The organism is Pectobacterium parmentieri, from assembly GCF_001742145.1.
Lineage (GTDB): Bacteria > Pseudomonadota > Gammaproteobacteria > Enterobacterales > Enterobacteriaceae > Pectobacterium > Pectobacterium parmentieri.
In genome coordinates, this window is the sequence record NZ_CP015749.1 from 215,382 (window position 1) to 237,211 (window position 21,830).

Sequence of the window (21,830 nt, forward strand, 5' to 3'; positions counted from 1 at the left end):
TATACATCAACGTGATTAACCACAAAAATCCAGAAGCGTGAAAGCGTTTCTGGATTTTTTTATGCCGGACATCCTTGTCTGCCACCCTTCGGGCCGTTGCTTACGCAACGTTGAAAAATGTTCCCGATGCTTTTTAGACAACACATTCCTGCCTGCCATATTTCCTGTTGCTAGGTGTTGAATACCCATAATGTGGTACTTTTTGTACACCCTGTTTTTATATTTGAATGTTTAAAATTCAACGTTTTATAAAATAAATCCCTCTATCACTCTCCTTATTTTCTTCTTGTCATGTCTGTATAGTATGCGGCGGTATATAAAAAATTACATATCGATGATTGACATAATATTGACCAACAGGGATATAGCGGATGAAAGCCCGAAAAAATAATAGAAAAAAAGCACAGTGGTTATTGCCAGTATTAATGGTGGTTGTTCCACCCGTATTGAGCGCTGAACCAGCAGCGATCAAGGACAGCGAAAAGACAAAAGCGGCTGATGTGATGGTTGTTAAGGCCGCTCGCAGCGAGGCGAACGCGAATCTGGCTGGTGCCGGTATGGCGACCGATAATGTGGAGCTCGGGCCATTAGGTAAACGCGCAAGGCTGGATACGCCGTATTCGACCACGACCGTGACGGAAGCCATGATTGCCAATCAGCAGGCGAAGAACGTTAACGATCTCCTAAAATACAGCGCTTCCAGTCAGATGCAGGCGCGGGGCGGCATTGACGTCGGTCGTCCGCAAAGCCGTGGTATGCAAGGTGATGTGCTGGCGAACAGTCGGTTGGATGGATTAAACATTATTTCCACCACGGCGTTCCCAGTCGAAATGCTGGAAAGACTGGATGTGATTAACAGCCTGACTGGTGCTCTCTATGGGCCCGCCAGCCCGTCTGGCCAGTTTAACTTCACACAAAAAAGACCCACCGCACAGACGTTGAACCGCTTTACCGTAGGCTATTCCGGTAAAGGTGCCGCGATGGGTCATGCCGATCTGGGCGGACATCTGGGTGATGAAAACCAGTTCGGTTATCGCATCAACCTGCTGCACGATGAAGGCGAGGGGAGTATCAGCAACAGCACGCTGAGACGGCAACTCGCCAGCGTCGCGTTTGACTGGAATCTCTCGCCCGACACGGTGTTGGAAGTGAATGCCAGCGAGTATCGCTTCAGAAAAATGGGCTATGCCGGTAGTTTTTCCTATGGCAATGCAACCCAGTTACCCGGTGCACCGGATGTGACGAAGCAGGGATACGGACAGAGCTTTGCGGGTCTTGACCTCATTACCAAAACAGCAAGCACGCGCCTTAAGCACTATTTCAATAATAACTGGTATGCCTCGGGCGGGGTGGGTTATCAAACCGCCGATCGCGGTATGCGCTCGTTGGGACACGCGATTCAAAAAGACGGAACGGTTACATCTAAACTGAGCCAGCCTTACTCTGCGGGACGCTTTAAGGTATTGAGCAATACACTGCAACTGAACGGCCACATTGATACAAACGGGCCTTCGCATGATGTGGTATTCAGTACTACCGGGTATCAGTGGACGAAGTTTTCTTCTCCCGGCGGCCCTAATAATTATACGCTAGGGACGAGCCCCATCAATGCGCCGCAGCGCTATAACGACCCCAGCGATGGACGTTTTTATGTTGGTTCCGGTCACTATAAATCTAGCCGTGACAGTCAACAGGCTATCACCGCGGGCGATACCATCACCTTCAACGATCGCTGGTCGGCGATGGGCGTAGTGAGCCAAAGTTGGATCACTTCACGCGATTTCAATACTGGCGTTGTGCAACGTGCCACAGGTACTAGCCCGACGTTGTCTCTGATGTACAAGCCCGTGCCTAACGTGATGACCTATGTTGCCTATGCGGATTCTCTGGAGAAGGGGGGGACTGCGCCGGCGAAGGATTCAGGCAGTCTGGTGATAAATGAAGGGCAAACGCTCAAGCCTTATCGTAGTACCCAGTATGAAGCGGGGGTGAAATCGCAGTGGGATGGGATGAATCTGAACGCGGCTCTTTTCCGTTTGGAACGGCCTTTTGCGTACGTATCAGACAACGTGTTCAAAGAGCAGGGTAATCAGGTTAACACGGGGCTGGAGTTGATGGCGGATGGTGAAGTGCTTTCCGGTTTGCATCTCTATGGCAGCATGACGCTGCTGGATCCTAAATTAGAAGACACTAAAGATTCAGCAACACGTAATCAGCGGGTGGTCGGGGTGCCAAAGATTCAGGCCAATCTGCTGACGGAATACAGCCATCCGTCTGCACCCAATCTGGTCTATATGGCGAATCTTCACTACACCGGCAAACGCGCGGCGAATGACACTAACACTGCTTGGGCGGGTAGCTACTTCACGCTGGATCTGGGCACGCGCTACGGCTTTAAGCTGTACGATAAGCCCGCGGCGTTTCGTGTTGCGCTCAATAACGTCACCAATGAACACTACTGGGCTTCTATTTTCCCCGGCGACATTAACGGCATTAATAGTGGAGCCAACGCGTTTGCCGGCGAACCGCGTGAAATCCGTGCTTCCCTGACCGTTGATTGGTGAGTGTGATGCAGAAACGTAACCTTACCATGCGGTATCGCGAGTATTTGCTCAATGCGTTAGTGCTGCTGGCGGTGAGTTTCTCCGGTGTGCACCGGGTTCAGGCGGAAACGCCTGAACCCGCTACGCGGACGATTCACTATTACGGCGATCGCTCTGTGACGGTGCCCGCGACGGTTGAGCGGGTGGCTACCTCGTGGAATGCGCAAAATTCGATACTGGCTATGCTGGGCTATGGCGATCGTATTGTCGGGACGACGAAGCTGGTGCGCGATATGCCGTTATTCCGCCAGTTTGTGCCGTCTATTACGCAGGCGTCGCTAGTCGCTCATAGCGGAAACATGGGAATTAATACCGAAGCGCTGATTTCTCGCCGTGCTCAGGTCTTTTTCGTATCGGACAGCGTGCCGGTTGCTGAAGCCGAGGCGCTGAATAAAGCGGGGATCGCTATTGTGCCGCTCCGCTATAATTCGCTGGCGGCGATGGTCGAACGCACGCTGATTACTGGTGAGGTTCTGGGGCCGGACGCATCACGTCGGGCGCAGGATTTTGCTGCCTACTATCAGGATAACGTCAGGCGTGTGAAGGCGGTGATCCAGAACATTCCGTCACAACAGCGTGTGAAGGTCTACCATGCGGTTGGCGATCCGTTAACGACATCGGGACGTCCTTCACTGAATCAGGACTGGATGGATCTGGGCGGCGCGATCAACGTGGCAGAGCCGTGGTTTAGCCGTTCTGGGGTGACAACCGCACCTGTATCGCTTGAGCAGATTTTTCAGGCCGATCCCGATGTGATTATTACGATGCGGGCTGAGGATGCGAAGACAATTCGCCAGGATGCGCAGTGGCAGCAGCTACGTGCGGTAAAAGAAGGGCGGGTTTATGCCAATCCGCTGGGCATGTTTTGGTGGTGTCGGGAAACGTCGGAGCAGGCGTTGCAATTTCTTTGGCTGGCAAAAACGCTGTATCCACAGCAGATGCAGCACATCGATATGGCAAAAGAGACGCATGATTTTTATCTGCGTTTTTACGGCATCGATTTAACCGCGCAGCAGGTTGAGTCAATTTTGTCACCACACTGAATCACTCGGGTGGCGCATGTTGGCGCTATCCGTGAATGATTTTTGACATCACGGGGCGGAATATAACGCCCCGTTTCTTTTCGCCTTTCCTACTACACACACCCATCTTCTATCCTGTGATCGCCATAAACGAACTGCGAGTTTTGTTCAGTTAAAATGGCTTTTTATAAAATCTTTGAAGCGGATCGCACTAATCTTCCCCGTGCTGCCAGCGTCGGGGGCGTGGTGGCAAAAGCGCAAAGGTTTTCACGATCGCCGGGCGCTAACGTAACAGCGTGACACCTTCATAACTAGAAATGCTCGGGGAAGGATGGCGATGAAAACACGTAAGATCGGTTTGGCTAACTATTTAGCTTACGGTTCAGGGGACTTTCTTGGTGCGGGTACAACCGCGCTGACGGCCGCTTGGTTACTCTATTTTTACACCACGTTCTGTGGCTTAACGCCGATTGAGGCAACTTTCATTTTTGCGATGGCGCGTGTGCTCGATGCCGTCGTCAGCCCGCTGATGGGCTTCCTGACCGATAACTTCGGTTCAACTTGGTTAGGTAAACGCTTTGGCCGACGTAAATTCTTTATTTTGCTCGGAATTCCCTTTGTGTTTAGCTACAGCTTCATGTGGGTGGGGGATATGAGCTATTGGTACTATCTCCTGACCTACCTGTTGTTTGATGTCGTGTACACCATGGTGCTGGTGCCGTATGAAACGCTGGTGCCGGAAATGACCGACGATTTCAAACAGAAAACCAAGTTCTCCGGCGCACGTATCGCGCTGGCACAGCTTTCCGCGATTTTAGCCGCCTTTCTGCCGGGCATCCTGCTGAGCTACTTTGGCAAAGACAATGCGGTATCCTTCTTCTATTCGAGCCTGGTGTTCTCCGTTATCTGTGCGCTGGTTCTGACGTTGGTCTATTTCTTTACCTGGGAGCGGCCACGCGATCAGATGTCGGAAGCGTCGCTACGGGCTGAGAAAGAGCGGCAGTCTCTGACGCTGGGCCAAAGCCTGAAACGCCTTAATGTTGAACTGGTTTCCACGTTGCGTATTCGTATTTTCCGCCAGCACCTCGGTATGTATCTGGGCGGGTATATCGCGCAGGATGTGTTCAATGCCGTGTTCACTTACTACGTGGTCTTTGTGCTGATGCAAAGTCCAACGATGGCGTCTAACCTGATGGGAACGATGGCGATTCTGCAATTCATCGCCGTGATCGGCATGATCCCGCTGTGTATTCGCTTTGGGCCAGCGCCATCTTACCGTCTGGTTGTGTGTCTGTTTGGCCTGAGTGCGTTCTCCTACGCCGTTCTGTGGTACAGCGGCCTGCATGACACCTTCTCTCTGTTACTGCTGATCTCTGCGCTGGCGGGCATCGGGCGCGGTGGGATCAACTATGTACCGTGGAACACCTACACATATATCGCGGATGTGGATGAAGTAATCACCGCTCAGCGTCGTGAAGGGATCTTCGCTGGGATTATGACGTTGACCCGTAAAGCCTCTCAGGCTGGTGCGGTGATGCTGGTGGGGATTGTGTTGCAACTCTCTGGTTTCGTGTCTGGACAAAGCGTACAAGCGCCGGGCGTCAGTCACACTATCTTGATGATTTTGAGCTTCGGCACCGTAGGTGTGCTGGTGTTGGGCTTCCTGGTCTCTCTCCGCTTTAAACTCAACCTGCAAACGCATAGCGTGCTGCGCGAGGAAACGCTGAAAATGCGTGAGGCTGGGCGTCCTGTGCCAGAGAATATTACCCCGCAGGCGCGGGCTACGGTCGAAATGCTGGCGGGTATGCCGTATGAATCGCTGTGGGGCAACAACAATATCGGCTACCTAAACCGCCATAAAGGTGACAAGCCGATAACGCACGCCACGCAGTCGTAACTGTATTGAACTGTTAACTGATAACTTAATTGGATGAATGACTATGACCGTATTCAGTGTAAAACATAGCCCGCTTTTACGTCAGCCGGAACGCTTCATCTCTCGTGAGGATCTGAAGGCGCTGATTTGCCGTATCACCGACAATTTGGTGAATATTGAGGATAAAACCGGTGAGTTTTTGTTACGGCTGGACGATGGTCGGGTGATTGATACCAAAGGCTGGGCGGGGTGGGAATGGACGCACGGCATCGGGCTGTACGGAATCTATCAGTATTACCAGCAGACGGGTGACGAGCAGATGCGCGCCATCATTGATGACTGGTTTACCGAGCGTCTGGCGGAAGGTACACCGACGAAGAACGTGAACACCGTATGCCCGTTCCTGACGCTGGCTTATCGCTATGAGGAAACGGGCGATGCCCGCTGGCTGCCGTATCTGGAGCGCTGGGCGGAGTGGGTGATGTATGAAATGCCGCGCACGGACAAGCAGGGTTTGCAGCACATTGTTTATAACAACGAAAACCACCAGCAGTTGTGGGATGACACGCTGATGATGAGCGTGCTGCCGCTGGCGAAAATCGGCAAGCTGTTAAATCGGCCGGAGTTTGTAGAAGAAGCGACATATCAGTTCATGCTGCATGTGCAATACCTGATGGATCGTGAAAGCGGCCTGTGGTTCCACGGTTGGACGTTTGAAGGGCAGCACAACTATGCCAAAGCCCGCTGGGCTCGTGGTAATAGCTGGCTGACCATCGTCATTCCTGAATTTATTGAACTGCTGGATCTGCCGGAGCACAACGCGACGCGTCGTTTCCTATTGCAGGTGTTGGAAAGCCAGATTGAAGCATTGGCAAAATATCAGGACGACAGCGGCCTGTGGCACACGCTGATCGACGATCCAAACTCGTACCTTGAAAGCTCGGCAACTGCCGGTTTTGCCTACGGTATTTTGAAAGCGGTGCGCAAGCGCTATGTTGATCCAAGCTACGCTGAGGTTGCGGAGAAAGCGATTCGCGGTGTGATTAATCACGTCAACAAGGACGGTGAACTGACGCAGGTGTCATTCGGCACCGCGATGGGCAGCGATCTGGATTTCTACCGCAATATCGCGTTGACCTCGATGCCTTACGGTCAGGCGATGGCGATCCTGTGTCTGGCAGAATACCTGCGGGTCTATTTGTAACGGTTATCGCCCCTGCGATTTACCTTGCAGGGGCAATTTTCTTGAGCAAATCGATTACATAAAAGCCTTATGCCAAGACGACTAATGTGCAACCATCTGGGCACCCGCAAGCAACCTTGTGTCCTTCAAGTGCGATGGCGACGCCTGCAATATTAGCAAGTGTACTTCCTTCGCTAATCGTTCCGGTTACCTTACAAGCTGGGCAAAACACGGGATCTCCTTTACGTGCTATTGACTGAGTTTGATTGGCCAAAGAGGAACCACTGAGCACTTTACCGCCCGTTGTGGTGGTGTCGCCCACCAAAATCATTTTCTTTCCCTGTATCACCGTTCTCATGACGGTGAACCCACTGCATCGCCGAGCGTCTCGGCTTGATGGTCTAAATGCCACAGGGTGTCTTCGGTAGCAGAAAGGGCGGGGGCGAGCTCGCCCTGTGCGATAAAGCGCATCGTGCTGGGCTGTGACGGGGTAGTCCAGTAACCGCTGACCCGCGCTGGGGTGCCGGACGTGAGCGGGGTAATGGACAACGGCCCTTGGTCGTACCGGGCGTACCATTCGCGGGTGGATTGCTCATCGAACTGGTTGACGCCGTAAAAATGCAGGGAATGCCCGGCTTTGGGCTGGACGCGTATCGGGCGGAGCAACTGGTTGACGGCGAGGTACTGGGGCGATAAGCCTGCGGTCAGCGGGGTTAAATCCGGGTAGCGCCCGGCGCGCAGCAGCAACCCGCCGGGATAGGGCTCAACGCTGATATCCGGGGTTTGGGAAAGGACGCGCCGTACCCAGTCTTCCCCGCCTAGTCGAGTGATATAGCGGGAGCTTAATACGGTGATCCAGTTCACGCCGCGGGTGCTATTGGTGTAATGAATAGAGGCAGCAAAGACGTTGGCATTGACCTGGAGCGGAGGATAGCGTCTGGCCAGTTCGTATTCAACAGGACAGTAGTCATCGTAATCTTGCGGCAAATTTAGGCAGTGACCGCAGTCCCCGCTGTCGGGCTCCAGTTGCTGGCACAGGTAGGTCAGCCAGTCGGTAAAACGCGCCATGCCCTGCGCGTCTTTCAGGTAAAACCAGGGCAGAACCAGACTGAGATAAGAGTTTTTTTTATCGCCGCCTGCTTCGCGGGAATCCAGGTAGCGCATAATAACGTTGGGCGCCTCGCTCATGTTTTTGGCATCGCTGACATACCAGCCACTGTAGTCGTAGACGCCCTTATTCAGGATACTGGCTTCCACCCTGGCAATATTCTCCGGGGTGTATTTTTTCATGCCGCTGAACTCGTGAGCATGGAAGCGTAAGTGGGTGCCGAACTCGTCACGAAAGCGCTGGAAACAGGCGAGTATTTTCTGGCGTTTTTCCAGGGTGTAGCCCTGTTTAAAAAACAGGGTAATGGACAGCCCCAGACGGGTGACGACCACGTCGTTGTTGTCGGTGAAGGTAAACTCGGGGGCATGCTGCTCCAGTTGGGCGATATAATCAAGGTGTTGCATTATTGTGGCTCCGGTTGATTAATTGGCAATGGCCAGCGTGCCGCCGCCTACGGCGGCCAGGGCACCGAGCAGGGCGGCCAGAGCAGGGCCGCCAGCGGTGATTGCTGCCGCGATGGCGGCCACCGCGAGCACCAGTGCGCCTGCTATGGCAGATGTCACGATATGGGTCACGACCTTCTCGGCGACTTTAATGGCCAGTTGTACCGTGCCGTCGCCGATATCGTGCAGTATCTGTACCCAGTCGATTTGTTGGAGGTAATCCAGGGTGATATCCATCCCGGCCTGTACCGTTTTCCATAACGCCTGAAGTTGGGTAAACGTCCAGGTGATGATTTCGCTGGTCTTGTCACTGAACCAGGAGAGGGTGTAGCGGGCCTGCCGGGTAACGGGGTCAATCACTTCCTGACACAGCCAGTCGCCTTTTTCACTCACCCAGGCGCCAAAGGGGCGAAAGGCCTCGCGGGTGCTGTCCCGGACGAACTCCCACCCTTGTTCAGCCAGGCTGGACACCTCATCGCCGAAGCGCACCCAGTCCTCGACCGAGGGCTGGTACGTCCAGGGTGTGGTGCTTAACAGCGGCAGATTATGGGGGAGGGGCTGGGGCAGGGTGCCCGGTGCGCCCTCGGGAGGCGGCACCGGGATAGGCACGGGTTGAAGGGTATCCTGTTCAGCGGTGATGGGCGGCAGTAATGCATAGCGAGCCGCGGTCGCTCGGGTGGCGGCGTTGTATTGTTCATCATAGGCTTTTTGTTTCTCAGTACGGTTATCATCAATGCGCATTACGCCAAATCGCTCGTCCGTTGCGATCAACGCGTAATCTCTACGCTGCGCTTCCGACAGGGTGTCATCAATAAATTTGATTTCGATCAGCATCTTGAGGTTGTCGCGGTAGGTCTTGCCATCAAAATAGGTGGCAGCGAGCCCGGGCCAGCGGCAGGTCGGGTCATTGACCAGAATAATATCCGGGCGGCGCATCCCTTCTACGTTGTGTTTTACCCAGTTTTCAGGTGACGGCCTGGCAAAGGGATTGCTGGAGTGTGGCAGATTATCGCCGTAGGCCTTTTTCGAGGCTTCACTGGTGGCCTGCATGGGTAAAGGCACCGGGTCGGCGATGGCAAAGACCACTTCGGCCTTGTAGGCCCATAGATAGTGTGCCTTGTACTCTTCAATGCGGATCAGGCTGCTCATCACCAACTGCTTTAAAGAGTGTACCTGGCCGGTTTTGGTGGTGATACGCTGTGGCATGCGTATGGCCAATTCGGCTTTTTGCGCCAGATAGCACGGGTCCGCATCGGCGGGGAACTTCCCCCGCTCCATGGTGCAGGTAATGGAGGTGACGGCGGGACAAAGGCTGCCGGGGTTACTCATGGTGTGACTCCTTGAATTCCATTACACGCTCGACCTGTGCGTTGTTACTGGCCTGGTAATAGCGCGTTTTAACCGGTTTTTGGGTTTCCGGGATATCGAGTTGCAGGTTGTCTTCTTTTTCCGTTCGCACCATCAGGGTTCTGCCCTGCGCGTCGGTTTTACCAGAAACGATCTGACCATTGGCCCCTTTGATGGTGTAAGGCGCACTGATCAAGGGGGTTCCGGTATGTTCGTTGAATAACGTATAACGCGCTGAATAGGTGAATAGTGGGCTCGGTGGCATACCACCCGCAGAATGTTCCGCCAGAGTGATACTTACTCCTTCGATGCGGATATTGCCGATGGGATCAATGACAATCCTCCCTCCAGCATTACCAATCAAAATTTGGCCGCTGTCGGAATGGATAGAGATGTGCTTGCCAACCTTCAGGGAATCATTGTCCGTCACCTCAAGAAAACGGCTCTTCTTGACGACCGTGCTGTGCTGCCCTTCAATCGTGATGCTTTGATCTTTCGTTACGCTGAGCGTTTGGTATCCGCCTACGGATTCGTCATCGTCCACTTTAATCACTGAGGTTCGGTTGTTATCGACCGTCAGTTGCATATCCCGGTTGATCGTTGTCGTTTGATCCCGTAGCACGTCAGTGTTCATGTCCTGTTGGGCATGAATATAGATTTCCTCCCTGTCTCGTTCGTCCTCAAATCGCAGTTCATTGAACCCGTCACCTTTATGCGTTTGTGAACGAAGCGTCATCTGGGTTTTCGTGCCTGGCAGGTTACCTGGGGGCAGATTGCTGACGTGGTAGGTGCGCCCAATAATGACGGGCTGATCGGGGTCGCCGTTAAGAAACTCAACAATCACCTCATGGCCGATGCGCGGAATAGCTGACATACCCCAGCCTTGTCCCGCCCATGGGTGAGAAACTCGTACCCAGCAGGAGCTGCTGTCGTCTGTCTTGTCGGATAAATCCCAGAGAAAACGGACTCTGACGCGACCGTATTCATCACAAAAAATTTCTTCGGTGTCTGGGCCTGTGACAATCGCAATCTGTGCCCCATCGATACGAGGTTTGGGCAGTGAAAGTGGACGCCAGGTTTGATCCTGTGGGATAAAGGCGAATTGCCCCATCAGCGTCGTTCCCTCTTCCCCGGCTTCGGTTTCCAGCGCTTGGGGTTGCCTTCCTATGTAGGTGGAGTGTGTGATTTGCCAGCGCGTGTTATGCGTTTCCAGTGGATGGTCTTCCAGAGTAAAACGGATCCCCGGTTGAAGTGCCGGGCAATTGGTTGCGCCTTCCCCTTGATGAGCGCTGTTGCGGAGGGCCTGAATACGCCACCGTGCAAAATGTTCTCCGGTGGGCCCGGTGCCTTTATAGCGCCCGGGGTAGTCATAGTGAAGGTAGCGGCCTGATTGGTGTTCGGTATCTCGGGCATACTCACGAGATTCTGCCGGCCAGCGAGGCTTTTTAAAGGTGTAATCTTTCAGCAATACATCGGAAGGGCGTAGGCTTTCCCGGCGACGGAATGTGGTCACACCCCATTCATCTGAACGGATTGGTTTTTCAGGGCGGTAGGGCAGCGTCGGTCCTGCATTCAGTGCTGCACAGTCATCGGCAAAAACGAGCGTATGCTTGCCATGTTGATGCTCGAAAAAATAGAACATCCCTTCTTCTGCCGCCAGACGATTGATAAAGTCGGCATCGCTTTCCTGGTATTGCACACAGAATTCACGCACTGCTCGGGGGTAACGTAGAGCAAAAGCATAGTCACTGATGAGATGTTTCTTGAGCAATGTCTCCAGTATTTCTTGAACACTTTGCTGCTGGAAAATACGTGAATGTCTGACCAGTCCGGCTCGCCAGAGTGCGGGGTGTATGGTGATGCGGTAGCGGGTTTGGTGTAAGCCGGCATCGCCTTGTTCCATCTCACTGACGATACCATTGACAGTGCGTAGCACCTCGGTATCTTGCCTGATGGTCAGTGTGGCGGTGCTATCCAGCACCGTGCCAAACGCTACGCTGGAATGAGTGCTCACTGCCTCAAGATTAAGCACGAAAGGCAGGGAAAACTGCTCACTCAGCGTGAATCCCACAACGATAAAGGTTTCAGGCGGCAAATTTCCTACATTTAACGTAAATCTAAGGCCTTCCGATGGCCTCTTTGCATTCAACATATATTTTCCTTAATTTAAAACGAAACAGTGTTAACGGTTCGCTTTAGCTGAATGTTTTATTTGTATTGTTATATTATTATTGGGGGAATACAGGGTAATAGGGATAAGGAATGAGTTCAATGTCCATTAAATACGCCATTGTGAAATGGTTTATTTATGAATTTTGTAATTTTGAGTAAGTCGATATTTTATTCTGATTTAGTTTTTTTGTGTGGTTTTTTATCTGTTATTGTTTGTTATTTTTGGTTTTTTATTTTATTTTCGATGGTTGTTAATTATTTAATTTAACGTGCTTATTAGTAAGAATAAAAAATAATAACGCTATTTATTTCATTAATTAATAATTAATTCATTATGTATTTGACGTTTTTCGATAGTGGTTTTTTTATAAACGTGTCTCTTTTAGTTCCAATGCAGATTAATAAAATCTCCGATGAGAATGTCGGAGATTTGTATAAGGAACAGTCTGAAAACGGGATAATCTATTGCCACGGGAAAGAGACATCGACGCACTGTTTATTTCCCCTGTTTGGCTTTCATTCTTCCCTTTAGTTTTTTAACCCAGCCACGCTGTAATTCGCCGGAAGCCAGCGGTAACCGTTGGTAGTACCGTTGCGCTCCAGACGCGTACCCACGTGGCCAATGCCGGGGAAGGGCAGGTGAGCGCCAGCAACCCAGTAAGCCTGACTGGCGGCGTCGGCCAGCGCTTTATTACGGGATTCTGTCGCTTGATCCATATTCGAGTCAAAGCTGATGGTGGTGGCGGGTAAGCTCATCTGTACTGCTTCCGCATGAACAATGTCTCCCCATACCAGCAACTTTTTCCCCTCGCTCTCAACCATAAACGAGGTGTGCCCTGGCGTATGCCCTGGACTTGGAATTGCGGTGATACCGGGCAGTAGTGCTGCCTGCTGGGCCGGGAAGGTCTTCAATTTGTTCTCTTTCTTAATGGTATCAAAGGTGTTTTGCACGCGTTGGAACGCTGCTTTTCTGCTTTCTGGCGCATTCTTCAGGTTTTCCGGGCTAAACCAGAAATCGGTTTCTGGCTGACTGACATACACGGTAGCGTTCGGGTAGTTCAGCTTATTGTCCTGTACCAAACCGCCAAAATGGTCACCGTGCAGGTGGGTCATCAACACGGTATCGACCTGCTCAGGTTTGTAACCTGCCGCAATCAGATTCGGCAGCACTTTTCCTACCGTAGGATTACTCTGCTTGCCGTTGCCAGTATCGATCAGAATCAGGTGTTTCCCGGTATTGACCAAATAGGCGTTGATCGACGTTTCCACCTGCGGCGTCAGCGATTTTTCCGCTAACAGTTCGGTAATTTTTTCCGGTGGAGTGCGCTGCAACAGTTTATCCATGGACATGGTGTTGGTGCCGTCAGACAGGGCGGTGATTTCAAACTGGCCTAGCATGATGCGGTAATAGCCCGGCTGAGTTTTAACCTGAGCGATATCCTGTGCCTGCGTAAATACAGGTACAAATGAACACGACGCGAGTAATAAGGCTAATAGTTTCAATAACTTCATTTTTTTGTCCTTGTTAATAATGAAACGTCATAAACTCGTCATACTTCAAGTTGCATGTGCGTTGGCGGCGTTCACTTACCTGAGTAAGCTCATCGGGATGAAATGAGAGACACCCTGTCTCTCACCGAAGGCCAGCCTTTGGCTGGTCAAATTCATTCCCGACGAATTTGTCCTTCCCTTGCCGCCTTCCTGAAACTTGGATTATTTAGAGTCTGAAAGCAGGTGAAATCGTAACAACAGATTGATTATTGACGCACTCGTTGAATTACTCAACTGTCCTCGGTTTGGCGTGTTGCCGCCGTATCGCCGCCGCCCTGCAATGCGAAGAATTTAGGGTATAATGCGTTTTTAAGTCAGTGAGACAGTGAAAAACATGCAGTACCCGATTAATGAAATGTTCCAGACGTTACAGGGCGAAGGCTATTTTACCGGTGTTCCGGCGGTGTTTGTGCGGCTGCAAGGTTGCCCGGTAGGCTGTAGCTGGTGCGATACGAAACATACCTGGGACAAACTGGCAGAGCGGGAAACCTCATTGGATCTGGTGCTGGTAAAGACGGAAGAAAGTGATGCCTGGGGCGCGGCGAGTGCGGACGATATTCTGGCGCTGATGGTGCAGCAGGGTTACACGGCACGCCATATTGTGATTACTGGCGGCGAGCCCTGTATCCATGATTTGGCACCGCTGACGCTACAGTTGGAAAAACAGGGATTCAGTTGCCAGATCGAAACCAGCGGCACGCACGACGTGCGGTGTTCGCCCAAAACCTGGGTGACGGTTTCGCCGAAAGTGAACATGCGTGGCGGCATGAAGGTGCTTGATCAGGCGCTGCAGCGGGCGGATGAGATCAAACACCCGGTGGCGCGTGAACGTGACATTGAGGCGCTGGATGCGCTGCTGGCGCGGCTTGATGATGATAAACCGCGCATCGTAGCGCTACAGCCGATCAGTCAGAAAGAGGATGCGACCAAACTGTGCATCGCGACCTGTATCGCCCGCAACTGGCGGCTTTCCATGCAGACACATAAATACCTGAATATCGCCTGATATCTGTGGCGCGAGAGAAGGATCTCCGCGCCAGACTGCAGTTACTCGCCTTTATAGACGCAGCCAGCGGTGCAGGTTTCTTTGACCATCACGGCACTGAGCAGCGGTAATGCTGGCTTCAACTGGTGCCAGATCCAGTGCGCCAGCACTTCACTAGTCGGGTTTTCCAGCCCAGGGATTTCATTCAGATAGTGGTGATCCAACCGTTCCCACGTAGATTTGAACGCGGCTTTAAGCTCAGAGAAATCCATCACCCAGCCGGTATACGGATCCACTTCACCGGTAATTTCCAGTCTCACCATGAAAGAGTGCCCATGCAGTCGCCCGCATTTGTGGCCTTCCGGCACGTGAGGCAAATGATGTGCGGCTTCAAACTGAAAATCTTTAAATAGTGTAGTGACCATAGTGAGGTTCCCGGTTTCGTTCTGAAAAGGAGACTTTCAGAACATAGTATGCAAAAAACCGTCGCATACTACCTGAAAGTGCTGCGCGAATCATTTATTCTTCCCGCTGCACGAGCGCCGTGTGATGCCAGTGGCCAGTACCGTAATGTGAGCCTGTTTGCTAATGTTTATTGCCTAAGACGTTATTGGCGGGGGGATTTATCGTAGGCGTTGATATCATAGACAGCATGATGATGTGTTGACCAATGAGGCGTTGGGCAGCAGCAGACGAAGATATCAGCTAAAAACCTTCCAGCAGCCTTAATTGGCTGAGCGTTAATGGGCGATAGAAAATATATCCTTGAATGCCGATAGGATGGTATTTATTTAATCGATTTAAATCGGTGGCTTTTTCAACACCTTCACAGATAATATTCACTCCAAGAGGGATGAGTTTGTTCAATAAGACTTTTAGTTTTTGTGATTTTGCTTCTTCTTTACCGATGCCATCTATAATGGAACGATCGATTTTTATTGTATCAAAGTTAAACAAGCTCAGGCTATCAACCTGTAGGTTTCCTGCGCCAAAATCATCTAATGAAATCATAAAGCCATATTGTTTAGCTTGGTTTAAAAAAGGAATTCCATCAATTAGCTGTTGGCGGGTCGTTTTTTCACTGATCTCTATTTCTATATTCTGTGGGCTGACCTTATGCATTATGCATTTTTGATACAACGTTTCCAAATAGGCAGAGTTATTAAAAAGAAGGTGCGACAAATTGAATGATATTGTTATGCTGCTTTTATTTTTTATTACCTGACAGACAACATCAAACATAAAATCTGTCACTTCATCGATTGCTTTACACTTCTCAATTTTATCTATTGTCTGCTGGGTCGATGCTAAGACACCTTCTGAGTTATAAAACCTGGCCAAGGCTTCATAGCGGAATATCTTATTTTGAGGGAGATGGATAATAGGCTGAAATTCTGCCGTTAACCTAAAAATTTTTCCATCGATATTTAATGTTGTTGTATTCATTTTACCGATTACTCACCCTCTCCATAGATATAGCAATGCCATAACATTACCAGTCTGGATTCTACACAGTAATTTGGAATGTTTGGAAATTGTTTTAAATGATCAATAATCCCTGTTTAATAGTTACTAGCTATTGATTAAAAAATAATGATCGTTTAAATCTATGTCGACATTGGCGTTTTGTGCCTTTTATTTGTATTTTTATGGTTTTTAATGTTATTTATTTTTGTTTATTTGGATTTAGTATTTTTTTTGTTTGAATTTTAATCTAATTTATGGGCGTGTGAGAGCGTTGTGCCTTTTGGGCATCCTTGTTAGGATGATAAACAACGATGAGAGCGTCGTTTCGTAATGATATCGGGATGAGAAAAAATAAGGAATTTATCCTGGGTGATGTTTTACTCAGTAGAATAGGCATTTTCTAAATCATTAAATCCCACGAAAGAATTCATTTTTATTAAAAAGAGAGAAATCCTTTTTTGGATTTTTGGATATATCACCATCGCGTTAATAGGTGGATCTTATTGTGGAACACTTTTCTCCCCCTCCCGCTAAAGTGATTAGCGCATTGCTGCAACATACCTATGTGATGTCTATCTACGCCAAAGATATGCTATATGCATTGAAGGCAGACGTTATGGAACTGAATCTGGATAAAAACCGAATCGTATTGGCAGTGGAATATTCTGGCTCGGATATCGACAGATATCTCGGAGATGGTGGTTTGAATTTTGATCTGGAGGCACTCAAAGGTACGGAGAATATCGAACGAGAAACCTACAGCCTTTGTAATATTTCCACACAATTATTCAAGATGGACAGTCTATTTTATCGTCTGGAATGTCGTTTGCCCGAGTCTGTTTTCGTTACGGAAAACAGAGGCGCGATCCGTATTCCTTTTATTCTTGGCATGCAGGCTCGTGCTCGTATTGAAGTGTATATTCACACACTTAACGTACCTGGAACGTTGCGTAATTTATCGACCGGTGGGTGTATGGTCGAAATCGATCTGGTTGAGAGTATCGCGATTGAAGTTGGTCAAGATATCCCCGGCATCGCGCTTGAATTCCCTAACGGAGAAAGCTTTTATTCCGAGGGGAAAATTCGCCATATACGGCCTTTTGGGAATCATGGCTATGCCGCTGTTGGCATCCAATTTATCAATTTGTCTTCATCACAGTCTGAAGCACTGCTCCGTTATACGAATGAGTCAGAAAGAGAAGCAGCCTACCGAACCGGCATTACTGGCAGCATGGTGTATTCGTCCCCGCTGTTCACTCCGGGCACCAAGGAGAAAAGTCTATTGCTGCGAGAAAGTCAGGAGCGAGAGAAACGTACCCGGCAGACGCCGATGGAACGCGGGGTAATGGAGGTTGCTCATCGGCTTCAAATTGGGTTGATGTACATGAAAACGCGCAATCAACTGCCTATTGATATCTTCTATGACTGTGTTGACACCTTGCTTTATATGGTCAAAAAAGAGAGAAAGGCTTTTTTGTATGCGCTGTCGTTCCTGCGTGATGAAGCGGATTGGGTCAGGCATGCTGTTCAGGTGGCGGGGAAACTGGCCGATATGCTGTTAATTTCCGATCCCCACGCGCCTCAGGTGCGTGAGGCGGTGCTAGGCGCGTTACTCCACACTATGGGAAAGCCGTTGTTGGTGAATGCCAGCCTTCCGTCGCTGAAAGTGAATATGAACCCTGCGCAGAAAGTGATTCTTAGCGGTCATGTGGGTGTGCTGTGCGCGAAATTACGTGAGCTAGATTGGGTGATAACCCCCACGTGTCGCGATGTGATTGAGAATGCTAACGAGCGTTTGGACGGCAGCGGCTATCCACAGGGTAAACTCGGCGATCGGTTATCGGAGCTCGCTCGATTAGTCTCTGTGATTAAGGCGATTAATAAGCTAAGGCATACGCGCAATGGTATTTCTCCCCGCACACCATTGGCCGCCTACCGTAAAATCTATGAGGCGAACGGAGCCTACGATAAAGCCGTGTTGGTTAATTATGTGCAGATTTACGGTCTCTATCCAATAGGTAGTCTGGCTAAATATTCGGGAGGCTTTCTTGGCTGGGTGATGGATATTGATAAAAAGGGTAAACCGATCGTGGTGCATCTCGTCAAGAATCTGCGCTTTCCTGACACCAATATCAGCAGCGTCGTCTCTAAAGGCGACTTGTTGCAGGTCGGCCAGCTCGAAAACATCGTTCATCCTGACGATTTTGGCATGAAAGTCCTGAAAATTTAGCCCACATCTTGTTTGTATGGGGCTGCGCAGCAGCCCCACTTTCCGAATGCATTCTTACCAATATTGCCACGCAACGCGCATGCCATCAGCTATAACACTTTAGGCAATAAGGGCTATCAGAAAAACCATTTAGTCATTTTGGTTATTTAATATTTCCATCATTTCTTTAATTGTTAAGATGCAGATCGTTACCCTTATCCTCCATTCATCTTTTTATTGCATGTTTTTGTATTAGCGTCGTTGGCTAACTGCACAGGCACAAGGAAACAGAAATCACCATGACTACTCCGGTTTCCCCCACTTCATTGCTTCCGCTGAGTGCGGAGCAATTAACGCGTCTACAGGCGGCAACCGGTGATTTCTCATCGACGCAGCTAGCCTGGCTATCCGGCTATTTTTGGGGGTTGGTACAGCAGCCTGGGAACGTGCAGCCAGGTGCGATAACGGCCACCGCTACGGTGGCATCCGCAGTTACGGTGCCAGTGCAAACCATTACGCTGATCTCCGCCTCGCAGACGGGCAACGCGCGTCGGGTCGCGGAACAATTGCGTGACGACCTTCTGGCGGCCAAGCTGTCCGTCAATCTGGTCAATGCGGGTGATTACAAGTTCAAGCAAATTGGGCAGGAAAAACTGCTGCTGATCGTAGCTTCGACCCAGGGTGAAGGGGAGCCGCCAGAAGAGGCGGTCGCGCTGCATAAGTTCCTGCTGTCCAAAAAAGCCCCGGCGCTGAAAGACACCGCGTTTGCCGTGTTTGGTCTGGGGGATACTTCTTACGAATTCTTCAGCAAGGCGGGTAAGGATTTCGATAGCCGTCTGGCTGAGTTAGGCGCTGAGCGCCTGCTGGATCGCGTTGATGCTGATGTGGATTATCAGGCGCTTGCTGGGCAATGGCGGCGCCAACTGGTTGATATTTTGCAGGCACGGGTGCCGGTTCAGGGTGAAGCCGTCGCGCAGATTGCCGCTCAGGGCGCACTGGATGAAATTACCAGCAGCCTGTACAGCAAAGCCTCGCCGTTGCGGGCCACCTTTGCAGTGAATCAGAAAGTGACCGGACGTAACTCCGAAAAAGATGTTCGCCATATCGAGATCGATCTGGGGGATTCTGGCTTACGTTATCAGCCGGGAGATGCGTTAGGCGTGTGGTTCGATAACGATCCTGCGCTGGTGCAGGAACTGTTGGAACTACTGTGGCTGAAAGGTGATGAATCCGTCAGCGTTGACGGTGAGACGCTGCCACTATCGCAGGCGCTGAAAAGCCACTTTGAGTTGACGCAAAACACCGCGCCGATCGTCGAGAAATATGCCGCGCTGTCGCGCAATGAGACGCTATTGTCACTGCTGGCCGATAAGTCTGCGCTTCAGCAGTTTGCGCAGCGGACGCCACTGGTGGATATGGTGCGACAAGCGCCAACAGAACTGACGGCGGAGCAGTTGCTTGGCCTGCTGCGCCCGCTGGCACCGCGTCTTTACTCTATCGCCTCCTCGCAGGCAGAGGTCGAAAGCGAAGTACACATCACCGTTGGCGTGGTGCGCTACGAATACGAAGGCCGTGCGCGTGCCGGTGGAGCCTCCAGCTATCTGGCCGATAGGCTGAGTGAAGATGATGAAATCCGTGTTTTCATCGAACATAACAATAATTTCCGCCTGCCTGCTAATTCAGATGCGCCAGTCATCATGATTGGGCCGGGCACCGGCATTGCACCGTTCCGCGCGTTTATGCAGCAGCGCGATGCCGAAGGGGCGGAAGGGAAGAACTGGCTGTTCTTCGGTAATCCACACTTTACGGAAGATTTTCTGTATCAGGTTGAGTGGCAGCGCTACGTTAAAGATGGCCTGCTGACGGCTATCGATCTGGCCTGGTCGCGCGATCAGGCGCACAAGGTCTATGTACAGGACAAACTGCGGGAAAAAGGCGCGGAAGTCTGGCGCTGGATCCAGGACGGGGCGCACCTGTACGTGTGCGGTGATGCCAATCGTATGGCGAAAGACGTCGAGCAGGCATTGCTGGATGTGATAGTTGAGCATGGCGGCATGGACAGTGAACAGGCCGATGAGTTTTTAAGCGATCTGCGCCTTGAGCGCCGTTATCAGCGAGATGTGTACTAATGAGCGAAAAATACGTTTTCAGTGAAAAACACCCCGGTCCCTTGGTGGTAGAAGGGAAACTCGCTGATGCCGAGCGCATGAAGACAGAAAGTAATTTTCTGCGCGGCACGATTGCTGAAGACCTGAACGATGGTCTGACTGGCGGCTTTAAGGGCGATAACTTTCTGCTGATCCGTTTCCACGGTATGTATCAGCAGGACGATCGTGATATTCGTGCCGAGCGTGCCGAGCAGAAGTTGGAGCCGCGCCATGCGATGCTGTTACGCTGCCGCCTGCCCGGTGGCGTGATGACGCCAGAGCAGTGGCTACGGATCGACAAATTTGCGACTGAAAATACCCTCTATGGCAGTATCCGTATTACGAATCGCCAGACGTTCCAGTATCACGGCATTCTCAAAGCGAACGTGAAACCAGTACACCAGATGCTGAATAGCATCGGTCTGGATGCGCTGGCGACGGCGAACGACATGAACCGTAACGTGCTGTGTACGTCTAACCCGATCGAGTCCGAACTGCATCAGCAAGCGTATGAGTGGGCGAAAAAGATTTCTGAACATCTGCTGCCGCGCACGCGCGCCTATGCTGAGATCTGGATGGATCAGGAAAAAGTGGCAACGACGGATGAGGAGCCGATTCTGGGCTCGACATATCTGCCGCGTAAGTTCAAAACGACGGTGGTTATCCCGCCGCAAAATGATATCGATCTGCATGCGAACGATCTTAACTTCGTTGCGATTGCCGATAATGGCCGTCTGGTGGGCTTTAACGTGCTGGTGGGCGGTGGGCTCTCTATCGCGCACGGCGACAAAGAAACCTATCCGCGTACCGCCAGTGAACTCGGCTATATTTCCATTGAGCATACGCTGGCCATCGCAGAAGCGGTGGTGACCACGCAGCGCGATTGGGGTAACCGTACCAATCGTAAAAATGCCAAAACTAAATACACGCTGGAACGCGTGGGTGTCGATAACTTCAAGCAGGAAGTGGAGGCGCGTGCTGGTGTGAAATTTGAAGCGGTGCGCCCGTATGAATTCACCGGGCGTGGCGATCGCATCGGCTGGGTTAAAGGTATCGACAATAAATGGCATCTGACGCTGTTTATCGAAAACGGTCGTGTTCTGGATTATCCAGGTCGTCCGCTGAAAACCGGTCTGGCGGAAATCGCCAAGATCCATAAAGGAGATTTCCGCTTAACAGCGAATCAGAACTTGATCGTGGCAGGTGTTCCTGCGCGTAGCAAAGCGAAGATTGATGCGCTGGCACGTGAGCATGGCCTGATTGATGACAGCGTCAGCGAGCAGCGCAAGAATTCGATGGCCTGCGTATCGTTCCCAACCTGTCCGCTGGCGATGGCTGAAGCCGAGCGTTTCCTACCGGAGTTTGTCACGAAAGTGGAAGGTATTATGCAGCAGCACGGCGTGGGCGATGAACACATTGTCCTGCGCGTTACGGGCTGTCCAAACGGCTGTGGCCGTTCGATGCTGGCGGAAATCGGTCTGGTGGGCAAAGCGGTGGGGCGTTATAACCTGCACCTTGGCGGGAATCGCGAAGGGACACGTATTCCCCGTATGTATCGCGAAAACATTAATGAAACCGAGATCCTCGCGGAAATCGACAGACTTGTCGGGCTGTGGGCGCAAGATCGCCAGCCGAATGAAGGCTTCGGTGATTTCGTCGTTCGTACCAACATCATTAAACCGGTGCTGGATCCCGCCCGCGATTTTTATGACTGACA

Annotated in this window: 15 protein-coding genes; 8 read left to right on the forward strand and 7 right to left on the reverse strand. The window is 51.1% G+C overall.

Features of this window, described 5'->3' with window-relative positions; all coding sequences use genetic code 11:
* The first annotated feature begins 371 nt into the window (after positions 1–371).
* The 4 genes from A8F97_RS00905 (at position 372) to bglB (ending at position 6,705) form a co-directional block, all read left to right on the forward strand.
* On the forward strand, positions 372–2,564 hold the full coding sequence (locus A8F97_RS00905; protein ID WP_033071919.1) for a TonB-dependent receptor: 2,193 nt from the start codon (positions 372–374) through the stop codon (positions 2,562–2,564).
* A gap of 5 nt (positions 2,565–2,569) precedes the next feature.
* Positions 2,570–3,646 (forward strand): ABC transporter substrate-binding protein, encoded by a 1,077-nt coding sequence (locus A8F97_RS00910; protein WP_082218641.1) that lies wholly within the window; start codon positions 2,570–2,572, stop codon positions 3,644–3,646.
* 316 nt (positions 3,647–3,962) lie between these two features.
* Positions 3,963–5,522 carry an MFS transporter gene (locus A8F97_RS00915; protein ID WP_014701200.1) on the forward strand — a complete coding sequence of 520 codons (1,560 nt, stop codon included), beginning with the start codon at positions 3,963–3,965 and terminating at the stop codon, positions 5,520–5,522.
* Between the two features lie 43 nt (positions 5,523–5,565).
* Positions 5,566–6,705: a beta-galactosidase BglB gene (bglB, locus tag A8F97_RS00920; protein WP_014701199.1), complete on the forward strand. Its 1,140-nt coding sequence runs from the start codon at positions 5,566–5,568 to the stop codon at positions 6,703–6,705.
* A gap of 67 nt (positions 6,706–6,772) precedes the next feature.
* Here the strand turns inward: bglB and A8F97_RS22855 are convergent, their stop codons facing one another.
* The 5 genes from A8F97_RS22855 to A8F97_RS00940 form a co-directional block, all read right to left on the reverse strand.
* The gene (locus A8F97_RS22855) at positions 6,773–7,042 is read right to left on the reverse strand and encodes a PAAR domain-containing protein (protein ID WP_082218640.1); all 270 of its coding nucleotides are present in this window, start codon (positions 7,040–7,042) and stop codon (positions 6,773–6,775) included.
* Entirely contained in the window at positions 7,039–8,196 is a 1,158-nt protein-coding gene (locus A8F97_RS00925) for a type VI immunity family protein (protein WP_033071918.1), read from the reverse strand. Before A8F97_RS00925 ends, A8F97_RS22855 begins: the two co-directional genes overlap by 4 nt.
* 18 nt (positions 8,197–8,214) lie before the next feature.
* On the reverse strand, positions 8,215–9,564 hold the full coding sequence (locus tag A8F97_RS00930; protein WP_033071917.1) for a VRR-NUC domain-containing protein: 1,350 nt from the start codon (positions 9,562–9,564) through the stop codon (positions 8,215–8,217).
* Complete coding sequence (locus A8F97_RS00935; RefSeq protein ID WP_033071916.1) at positions 9,557–11,734, reverse strand: type VI secretion system Vgr family protein; 2,178 nt, start codon at positions 11,732–11,734, stop codon at positions 9,557–9,559. Before A8F97_RS00935 ends, A8F97_RS00930 begins: the two co-directional genes overlap by 8 nt.
* Positions 11,735–12,282: 548 nt before the next feature.
* A complete protein-coding gene (locus A8F97_RS00940) occupies positions 12,283–13,266 on the reverse strand; it encodes an MBL fold metallo-hydrolase (protein WP_033071915.1) in 984 nt (327 codons plus the stop codon).
* A gap of 373 nt (positions 13,267–13,639) precedes the next feature.
* Here A8F97_RS00940 and queE point away from each other — a divergent pair, with 373 nt between their 5' ends.
* Positions 13,640–14,311 carry a 7-carboxy-7-deazaguanine synthase QueE gene (gene queE / locus A8F97_RS00945; RefSeq protein WP_015731099.1) on the forward strand — a complete coding sequence of 224 codons (672 nt, stop codon included), beginning with the start codon at positions 13,640–13,642 and terminating at the stop codon, positions 14,309–14,311.
* 41 nt (positions 14,312–14,352) lie between these two features.
* Here queE and queD read toward each other — a convergent pair whose 3' ends face one another.
* Together queD and A8F97_RS00955 are read right to left on the reverse strand one after the other, a co-directional pair.
* Complete coding sequence (gene queD, locus A8F97_RS00950; RefSeq protein WP_014701192.1) at positions 14,353–14,715, reverse strand: 6-carboxytetrahydropterin synthase QueD; 363 nt, start codon at positions 14,713–14,715, stop codon at positions 14,353–14,355.
* Between the two features lie 280 nt (positions 14,716–14,995).
* Positions 14,996–15,736 (reverse strand): EAL domain-containing protein, encoded by a 741-nt coding sequence (locus A8F97_RS00955; RefSeq protein ID WP_033071914.1) that lies wholly within the window; start codon positions 15,734–15,736, stop codon positions 14,996–14,998.
* A gap of 526 nt (positions 15,737–16,262) precedes the next feature.
* On the opposite strand from A8F97_RS00955, the gene A8F97_RS00960 reads away from it, so the two are divergent.
* The 3 genes from A8F97_RS00960 (at position 16,263) to cysI (ending at position 21,828) form a co-directional block, all read left to right on the forward strand.
* Positions 16,263–17,987, forward strand: a complete 1,725-nt coding sequence (locus A8F97_RS00960; RefSeq protein ID WP_033071913.1) for a PilZ domain-containing protein — start codon at positions 16,263–16,265, stop codon at positions 17,985–17,987.
* A gap of 278 nt (positions 17,988–18,265) precedes the next feature.
* Positions 18,266–20,095: an NADPH-dependent assimilatory sulfite reductase flavoprotein subunit gene (gene cysJ, locus A8F97_RS00965; protein WP_033071912.1), complete on the forward strand. Its 1,830-nt coding sequence runs from the start codon at positions 18,266–18,268 to the stop codon at positions 20,093–20,095.
* Positions 20,095–21,828, forward strand: a complete 1,734-nt coding sequence (gene cysI / locus A8F97_RS00970; protein ID WP_025919298.1) for an assimilatory sulfite reductase (NADPH) hemoprotein subunit — start codon at positions 20,095–20,097, stop codon at positions 21,826–21,828. The genes cysJ and cysI overlap by 1 nt, the downstream gene beginning before the upstream one ends.
* The last annotated feature ends 2 nt before the right edge of the window (positions 21,829–21,830 follow it).

What these genes read in the sequence shown, in the direction of transcription:
- A8F97_RS00940 (WP_033071915.1), bottom strand. Translation starts at nt 13,266, where the DNA reads ATGAAGTTATTGAAACTATTAGCCTTATTACTCGCGTCGTGTTCATTT.
- queD (WP_014701192.1), bottom strand. Translation starts at nt 14,715, where the DNA reads ATGGTCACTACACTATTTAAAGATTTTCAGTTTGAAGCCGCACATCAT.
- queE (WP_015731099.1), top strand. Translation starts at nt 13,640, where the DNA reads ATGCAGTACCCGATTAATGAAATGTTCCAGACGTTACAGGGCGAAGGC.
- A8F97_RS00915 (WP_014701200.1), top strand. Translation starts at nt 3,963, where the DNA reads ATGAAAACACGTAAGATCGGTTTGGCTAACTATTTAGCTTACGGTTCA.
- cysI (WP_025919298.1), top strand. Translation starts at nt 20,095, where the DNA reads ATGAGCGAAAAATACGTTTTCAGTGAAAAACACCCCGGTCCCTTGGTG.
- A8F97_RS00930 (WP_033071917.1), bottom strand. Translation starts at nt 9,564, where the DNA reads ATGAGTAACCCCGGCAGCCTTTGTCCCGCCGTCACCTCCATTACCTGC.
- bglB (WP_014701199.1), top strand. Translation starts at nt 5,566, where the DNA reads ATGACCGTATTCAGTGTAAAACATAGCCCGCTTTTACGTCAGCCGGAA.
- A8F97_RS22855 (WP_082218640.1), bottom strand. Translation starts at nt 7,042, where the DNA reads ATGAGAACGGTGATACAGGGAAAGAAAATGATTTTGGTGGGCGACACC.
- A8F97_RS00925 (WP_033071918.1), bottom strand. Translation starts at nt 8,196, where the DNA reads ATGCAACACCTTGATTATATCGCCCAACTGGAGCAGCATGCCCCCGAG.
- cysJ (WP_033071912.1), top strand. Translation starts at nt 18,266, where the DNA reads ATGACTACTCCGGTTTCCCCCACTTCATTGCTTCCGCTGAGTGCGGAG.
- A8F97_RS00910 (WP_082218641.1), top strand. Translation starts at nt 2,570, where the DNA reads ATGCAGAAACGTAACCTTACCATGCGGTATCGCGAGTATTTGCTCAAT.
- A8F97_RS00935 (WP_033071916.1), bottom strand. Translation starts at nt 11,734, where the DNA reads ATGTTGAATGCAAAGAGGCCATCGGAAGGCCTTAGATTTACGTTAAAT.
- A8F97_RS00955 (WP_033071914.1), bottom strand. Translation starts at nt 15,736, where the DNA reads ATGAATACAACAACATTAAATATCGATGGAAAAATTTTTAGGTTAACG.
- A8F97_RS00905 (WP_033071919.1), top strand. Translation starts at nt 372, where the DNA reads ATGAAAGCCCGAAAAAATAATAGAAAAAAAGCACAGTGGTTATTGCCA.